This is a genomic window from Curtobacterium sp. ER1/6 (genome assembly GCF_001742745.1).
Taxonomy (GTDB): Bacteria; Actinomycetota; Actinomycetes; order Actinomycetales; family Microbacteriaceae; genus Curtobacterium; species Curtobacterium citri.
Genome location: NZ_MJAK01000001.1, coordinates 961974 through 969024, shown reverse-complemented (window position 1 = coordinate 969024; position 7051 = coordinate 961974). Strand labels below are relative to the sequence as shown.

The 7051-nt window shown below is 75.5% G+C and carries 7 protein-coding genes; 1 reads left to right on the top strand and 6 read right to left on the bottom strand.

Features of this window, described 5'->3' with window-relative positions; genetic code table 11:
- Positions 1 to 72: 72 nt before the first annotated feature.
- The 6 genes from Cus16_RS04370 to Cus16_RS04345 all read right to left on the bottom strand — a co-directional run bounded on the left by Cus16_RS04370 (position 73) and on the right by Cus16_RS04345 (position 6010).
- Entirely contained in the window at positions 73 to 474 is a 402-nt protein-coding gene (locus tag Cus16_RS04370; RefSeq protein ID WP_141718792.1) for a hypothetical protein, read from the bottom strand.
- Positions 475 to 511: 37 nt separating this feature from the next.
- Positions 512 to 1177, bottom strand: a complete 666-nt coding sequence (locus tag Cus16_RS04365; protein ID WP_069711309.1) for an ATP-binding cassette domain-containing protein — start codon at positions 1175 to 1177, stop codon at positions 512 to 514.
- On the bottom strand, positions 1174 to 2058 hold the full coding sequence (locus Cus16_RS04360) for an ABC transporter ATP-binding protein (protein WP_223246511.1): 885 nt from the start codon (positions 2056 to 2058) through the stop codon (positions 1174 to 1176). The genes Cus16_RS04365 and Cus16_RS04360 overlap by 4 nt, the downstream gene beginning before the upstream one ends.
- Positions 2059 to 2078: 20 nt before the next feature.
- Positions 2079 to 5183, bottom strand: coding sequence for an FtsX-like permease family protein (locus Cus16_RS04355; RefSeq protein WP_069711308.1), 3105 nt, complete (start codon positions 5181 to 5183; stop codon positions 2079 to 2081).
- Positions 5184 to 5333: 150 nt separating this feature from the next.
- Positions 5334 to 5609 (bottom strand): GlsB/YeaQ/YmgE family stress response membrane protein, encoded by a 276-nt coding sequence (locus Cus16_RS04350; protein WP_069711455.1) that lies wholly within the window; start codon positions 5607 to 5609, stop codon positions 5334 to 5336.
- A gap of 137 nt (positions 5610 to 5746) precedes the next feature.
- Positions 5747 to 6010: a glutaredoxin family protein gene (locus tag Cus16_RS04345; RefSeq protein WP_069711307.1), complete on the bottom strand. Its 264-nt coding sequence runs from the start codon at positions 6008 to 6010 to the stop codon at positions 5747 to 5749.
- Positions 6011 to 6083: 73 nt separating this feature from the next.
- On the opposite strand from Cus16_RS04345, the gene Cus16_RS04340 reads away from it, so the two are divergent.
- The gene (locus tag Cus16_RS04340) at positions 6084 to 7031 is read left to right on the top strand and encodes a PrsW family intramembrane metalloprotease (RefSeq protein WP_069711306.1); all 948 of its coding nucleotides are present in this window, start codon (positions 6084 to 6086) and stop codon (positions 7029 to 7031) included.
- Positions 7032 to 7051: the final 20 nt, after the last annotated feature.

The window sequence follows — 7051 nt, the reverse complement described above, 5'->3', positions numbered from 1 at the left end:
GGCGGGGTGCTCCCCGCCGCGCCCGTCGTCGTCCGTCCGGATGGTCCCGCCGCGGGACGGTCCCGGTGTCGGTCAGTCCTGCTCGCTGCCGTCCTCGTTGCGACGCTGCTGGCCGCCGGCGTCCTCGCGCTCGCCGAGCCCGTCGCGCTCCGCCGCCAGTCGCTGCTGCCACACGACGCTGCGCGCAGCACCGCCGAGGACGTCCTCGACGCTGCCGCCCGTCTTCGCCGCGAGTGCGCCGCTCAGTCCGGCGGTGAGCGTGCCACCGGCGGCGGCGAGCCGCTCCACCACCTCCTCCTGCCGCGGGGTGAGGGGTTCGTCGACCATGCTGTCGACGGTGTCGCGGATGTTCGCCTCGCTGGCGTCCAGCGCGGCGTCGTCCCCGGCGTGCAGGGCAGCGGCCTCGCCGACCACGACGAGTCCGAGTCGTGCAGCGTCGTCCTCGGGGCGGGAGCGTTCGGTGTCGTCGGTCATGGCGGGGACGGTACGCGCCGCACCCTGGGTCTCGAGGTCAGGCGCGGTGCCGTGCGGCGCGGCGGACCGCTCCGTCGCCGTCCGTGCCGACACGCAGCCGGAGGTCGGCGTCCGCGGGCACGCCGTCGTCGGGTCCACCGACCAGGACGATCCCGCCGGCCGCGGCTGTGGTGCGGAGCGTCGCCTCCACGCGGGATCGCGACGCCGGGTCGAGTTCACTCGTCGGGTCGTCGAGCAGGGTGACGCCGGCGTCGACGACGAGCGCCCGTGCCAGGGCGACCCGTTGCTGCTGGCCACCGGACAGCTGTTCCGCGAGGTTGCGGCGCACCGCCGCCGGGACGCCGACCGCGTCGAGGGCGGCGGTCACGCGGTCGTCGAGGTCGCCGGGCGGCGCACCGCGTCCCGTCCGGCGGGCGAGGAGTCCCAGCGCGACGTTCTCGGTCGCGGTCAGGGCGCCGAGCAGCGCGTGGTCGCGGGTCATCGAGGCCGTCGTCGGGCGGCCCGCGTCGGCTCCGTCGAGCCGGACGGTCGCCGTGCCGTCGTCGAGCAGGGCGTGGGCGATCGCGTCGAGCACCGCCGTGACGGCCTCGCCGCTGCTCCCGGACAGCGTGACGAGCGACCCGGCCGGCACCGTGCCGTCCGCGCGGAGGACCACGCGTCCGTCCACCTCGACGGAGAACCGGTCGAACACGAGCCGGGTCACGGCGTCGCCTCAGCAGTCGGTCCGTCGTCCGCCCGGCGCACGACCAGCCCGCCGTCGCCGTCGGGCTCGACGGTCACCAGGGTCCCGGCCGGCCACCCGTCGCGCAGGCGTTCCGGGATCGGCACCGACCCGTCGGCCCCGACGACGGCACGGCGCCCTCGTCCCGAGTCCTCCTCGCCGATGCGACCCTCGCGCAGGTGCACCATGCGCTGCATCCGGCGGGCGACGTCCTCGTCGTGGGTGACGAGCAGGACGGCGATCCCCTCGCGGTCGGTCTCCGTTACGAGCAGGTCGAGCAGGGCGTCCCGGGCCTCGCGGTCGAGTCTGCTCGTGGGTTCGTCGGCGAGCAGCAGGCGGGGTCGCGGTGCCAGCGCGACCGCCAGTGCCGTCGTCTGTTGCTGTGACGCGGTGAGCCGGGACACCGGGCGGTCGTCGTCCGGGACGTCCCCTGCGGTGAGGACGCGCTCGCCGAGGGAGCCGTCGCGGCCGGGGACGCCGCGCACGGCCCAGGCGACGTTGGCGCGGGCGGACTCGTGGCGGAGCACGTTGACGTCGGAGCCCTGCAGCATCAGACCGAGGACGTCGCGCCGGAGTCGCTCGAGGTCGCGCCGGCTGGCGGTCCCCATGTCCTGGTCGCCGACGGTGACCGTCCCCGCGCTCGGACGCATGAGTCCGGCGGCCAAGGACAGGAGCGTCGACTTGCCGGAGCCGGACGGTCCGAGCAGGGCCACGCGCTGCCCCCGCGGCACGCTGAGGTCGACCCCGCGGAGCGCCGCCACGTCGACCTCGGCCTCGCGGTACACGTGGACCAGCCCGGCGGCGCGGAACACCGGTCCGGCCGGCGTGGTCGTCGTCGTGGTGGTCGTCGTCGTGGTGGCCACCGACCGGCTCCGCCGCGCCGTCACGAGCGTCCTCCCGCGAAGGGTGTCCGGGTAGCGGACGAGGTGAGGGCGGCGGCGACGACCGCGGTCACGACCACCGTGGCCAGGAGGACGACGGCCACGGTGCCGGCGCCGACCGGGGTGCCCATGGGCGGTGCCGAGCCGTCGCGCAGGGGCAGCTTCGCCGCGGTCAGCAGCGTCGCGGCGGTGCCCGCAACCGCCCCTGCGACGGCCGCGACGGCCGCGGGCGCGGCGACCTCGAGGAAGAGCGCCAGTCGGAGGCCGCTCGGGTGGAAGCCCGCCGTCCGGAGGGTGGCGACGTCACGCCGCCGGCTGCGTGCCCCGACCACCCCGACCCCGCCGACGACCAGCAGGGTGAGGACGAGCGCGGCGATCGCGGTCGGCACGCCGACGAGGGCGCCGAGCACCGGGGCCGCGCGCTCGGCCCGTCGCTGCGCGTCGGCGAGGGTGCGGGTCTGCTCCACCTGGACACCCTGGCGTGCCAGTGCCGTGCGGACCCGGTCGGCGGCACCGGGTGCGACCCAGACCTCGTGGTCGACCGCGGTCCCCGCAGGGTCCGACACGAGCCCGGCGGTCGTCAGGTCGACCATCGCGCCGTCGGCGAGGACCCGCGGCAGGGCCGGGGCGGTGCCGACGACGCCGAGGAGCAGGGGACCGCCGTCGAGGCCGAAGCCCACCGTCCCGTCGGCGACGCCGGGCTGCGGCACCACGGCGGTGTCCGCGCCGACGAGCGCGGGCAGGGGTTCGGGGGCGTCCCGCGGCGCGATGCTCGGGGTGCCGGAGCCGCTGGGGTCGACGAAGGACACGCGGAGGCCCTCCCGGGCGTCGCTCACGGTCGCGGTCGGGCCACCGCTCGGCAGCGTGTCCGCCCCGATCCGGTTGCGCCAGCGGTCGTGCACGAGCCACGCGCGATCGACCGGACGATCCGCGGAGTCCCCCCGTCCGACGGCGATGCCGGTGACGGTGGCAGCGAGGCCGTACGGTGCGCCGTCGGTCGCGTGGTTCGCCAGGCCGAGCCACACCAGTCGGCAACCGTCGTCGCACGGCACGGCACCCGGCCCGGTCGTCAGCATGCCGTCGCGGGGACCGCCGAGCACGGCCTGGTGCCACCCGTCCGCGGCCTGCAGCACGGCGACCAGGTCGACGTCGTCCGGGTCCGCGGTCGACACCTGCCCGGCGGCCTGCCCGTCCGGCGCACCGACGTCGGCGAGCGTGACGGCGAGCCGGTCGCCGGTGATCCGCAGTGCCGGCCCCGTGTCCGGGCGCAGCTGTCGCCGGAGTTCCGCGAGGTCGCGGCCGCCCCACGCGGGGTCCCACGAGGAGACCGCCCCGAGGCGGGTCGTGTCCAGGGCGACGAGTCGGCCCACGCCCGATCCGGTCGAGGCCGTCTCGACGGCCATGGCCTGCCGACCGCTCGGGTCCGCCGCCCGGACGGCCGCCAGGAGCGTCCGGCCCGCGGGCACACGCACGTCGAGGACGGTCGCCGCACCGAGGCTCGCCGCCGCCCGGTCGTCGGCGAGCCGGACGCCCAGGACGGCGACCTGCGTCGAGGACACGGCCAGGGCGACCCCGAGCACGACGACGACCGCGACGGTGAGCTGCGAGGGCGTCCTGGCGATGCGACGCACGACGAGGAGTTCGGTGACGGAGCGAGCGGGCCGTCTCGATCGACGACGGACGGCGGCGACGGCCGCCCGGAGCCCGACGACGCCGAGCAGCAGGGCCACGAGCGACGGGGCCAGCAGTGCGACGCCGGGGCCGGTGACGTCCGGCTCGGTCAGGAGCGCGACCAGCCCGACGACGGCTGCGGCGACCGCCACGGCCTGCAGCACGGCTCCGGTGCGGGAGAGCCGCCGCGGCTCGGTGGCCCGCCGGAGCAGGTCGACGAGGTCGACGCGGGCCGCGCGGACGCTCGCCACGACGAGGGCGACGAGCGAGCCGACGACGGCGGCGGCGAGTGCGAGGAGCACGGGCGCACGGAACGGCTCGAGCGGCGGTGCGGAGGGACCGAGCACGACCGGAGCGCAGAGCGCCGCGATCCCGAGGCCGACGGCCGCGCCGGCTGCGGCCCCGACGAGCGTCGCGACGACGGGTTCGAGGAGCACCGCGCTGGCGCGGCGCCGCGCGGGCAGGCCACGGAGCCGGGTGAGCCCCCACTCGGCGGCACGGGCGTGCCCGATGCGTCCGGCGACGACGCCCTGGGCCGCCCAGGCCAGGACGATCGCCTGGAGGGCCGCGACCGCGACGATGAGCGTCGCCGACCGGTTGCCCGCGACGACACCGCCGAGCAGCTCGCCGACCCCCTCCCGCACGGACACGGAGGACGCCGCACCGTCGGCGGACAGCGCGGCGTCCTTCGCCTCATCGACGTCGGCGAGGACCGCCGGGACGTCGTCGAGCCGCAGTCCGGACACGAGCGTCCGGACGGACCACATCGTCCCCGTGAGTGCCCGGGCGTCGAACCCGCCGAGCGACATCACGTAGTCGGGGGAGGCGTCCCCGCCGCTGCCGAACCGGACGTTCGGGCCCGCGACGACGCGTCCGACGCGGCTGGTCGGGTCGTACGTGCCGACGACGCGGACACGGAAGGACTGCTCGGGGACGTCGAGGACGGTGAGCGGGAGGACGGTGCCGACGTCGGTGCCCGAGGTGGACGGGACGAGCACCTCGTCCGGTCCGCCGGGGCACCGCCCTGCGACGAGCCCGGCGGTCCGGCAGTCGTTCGACAGGCCCGCGATGCGCGGCAGCCGCTCGCCGGCGTCGGCACCGTCGTCACCGCGGGAGACCGGAGCCTTCGTCTCGGCGACCACCACGTCGTCGTGCCAGCGGTCCGGGTCGCCGGCGGCGGCCGTGGTGGCGACGACCGCGCCCTGCGCAGCGCTCAGCGTGCCGATCTCGACCTCGGCGGACGCCGCGACGGAGACCGCCTGGGGGTCGGCGCCCCGGACGGCGTCGTCGAGGGTGGCCTGTTCCGCGGCCCGGAGGAGCAGCGGGGCGAGGACCGAGACGACGGTCGCGACGAGCGCGAGCACGGCGAGGACGGACGCGGCAGCGGGGCGACGGCGGATGCTCCTCGCCCAGAACGGTGCCCGACGTCGTGCCATGCGCACCCCTCGTCCGGCCGGCCACGTCGCCGACCGCGACAGTCTGCCACACCGCCAGCGATGCTCACCCCGGCGGATCGTCGCTGCGGACGACGACACCCCGGGCCCGCGTCGTGCGGTCCCGGGGTGTCAGCGGTGCGGGAGGCTGCCTCAGCGGCGCGCGCCCCGCCCGGCGAAGCGCGTGTAGAGGAACAGGACGATGACGGCACCGATGATCGAGCCGATGATGCCGGCCGGCTGGAAGAAGCCGTCCATCGGGTCGTGCTGGAAGATCAGGAAGCCGAGGAACCCGCCGACGAACGAGCCGACGATGCCGAGGACGATCGTCATGAGGATCGACATCTGCTGCTTGCCGGGGATGATCAGCCGCGCGAGGGCACCCGCGATGAGGCCGATGATGATGAGGCTGATGATGAGACCGAGCACGGTGTCCTCCTGGGGTCGGACCTTGCCGCGGTCAGGGGTGCCCGCGATCGTGGTCGGTGCCCGAGTGAACACCGGCTTTCCTCAGCACGTACCCAGCCTGCGCGGAGGTTCAGGCCCGAGGTGCCGGACCGGCCCGGTCAGACGACGCCGCTGGCGGTCAGCGCGGCCTGCAGTTCAGCGTCCGACGGCTCGACGAGGTGCCGGCCGTCCGGCAGGACCACCACGGGGATGTTCTTGCGTCCGCTGATCGCCTCCGCACGGTCCGCCGCGGACGTGTCCGCCTCGACGTCGACGTAGTCGTGGTCCACGCCGAGCCGGTCGAGCAGCGCCTTCGAGCGTCGGCAGTCGCGGCACCAGTCCGCACCGAACATGGTCACCTTGTCGAACGTCGCGTCGGTCATGTCCCAACAGTACGTCCGGCCGGGACCGGACATTCCCGCACCGGGCGGCTGCGGCGGAGAGCACGATGGCGCCATGACCGCGATCCCGGACGGCACCGTCCACCCGCACCACCGCCATGGCTGGTGGTGGAAGACCCTGCTCGCCGGGTTCCTGCTCTGGGTGGTGACGATCGTCGTCACCGTCGTCACGAGCAACACGAACCTCGTGCCGACGATCATCCTGCTCGGCAGCTTCCTGGTGCCGTTCACGGTGGTGCTCTTCGTCATCGAGCGGGTGACCGGCACGGTGAGCACGCTGCAGCTCGTCACGGCGTTCTTCGTGGGCGGGATCCTCGGCGTGCTCGGGGCGTCGCTGCTCGAGGCCGACCTGCGTCAGGGCGCGTTCATCTACGTCGTGGTCGGGTTCGTGGAGGAGTTCGTCAAGGCCGTGCTGCTGCTCGTCGTCGGCTGGCGGGTGCGACCGAAGTCCGCGCGCCAGGGTGCACTGCTCGGCGCGACGATCGGAGCCGGCTTCGCCGCGTTCGAGTCCGCCGGGTACGCCTTCAACGCGGCGATCACCCAGCGCGGCATCGACCTCGTCTCGCTGCTGCAGACCGAGGTGGTCCGTGCCGTGCTCTCGCCCGTGGGGCACGTGCTCTGGACGGCGATCATCGGCGCCGTCCTGTTCGGTGCTGCCCGAGGCGGTGCCCGGTTCCGGTGGTCGTGGTGGATCCCGGTCGCCTACGTCGTCTCCGCGGTGCTGCACGGCCTGTGGGACAGCAACGGGACGCTGTCGACCGTGCTCGCGTTCGTGCTCACGGGGACGCCGTTCTCCGCGGCGGCCTCGGGATCGGTGCCGCCGGGGCTCGCCGGCGTCGCGACGACGCTGTACGTCGTCGGGCTGCTCGTGGTGACGGCCGTCGGGGTCGTGGTCCTCGTCGGGGTCCTGCTCCACCACCGCCGCGTCGACCGTGCCCGGGTGGACGCGCGGATCGCCGACGCCCCGGTCTGGGCGACGACCCCGCCACCGCACGCCCCCTGACCACCCGACCCCGCCGTCAC

What these genes read in the sequence shown, in the direction of transcription:
- Cus16_RS04370 (WP_141718792.1), bottom strand. Translation starts at nt 474, where the DNA reads ATGACCGACGACACCGAACGCTCCCGCCCCGAGGACGACGCTGCACGA.
- Cus16_RS04355 (WP_069711308.1), bottom strand. Translation starts at nt 5,183, where the DNA reads ATGGCACGACGTCGGGCACCGTTCTGGGCGAGGAGCATCCGCCGTCGC.
- Cus16_RS04345 (WP_069711307.1), bottom strand. Translation starts at nt 6,010, where the DNA reads ATGACCGACGCGACGTTCGACAAGGTGACCATGTTCGGTGCGGACTGG.
- Cus16_RS04340 (WP_069711306.1), top strand. Translation starts at nt 6,084, where the DNA reads ATGACCGCGATCCCGGACGGCACCGTCCACCCGCACCACCGCCATGGC.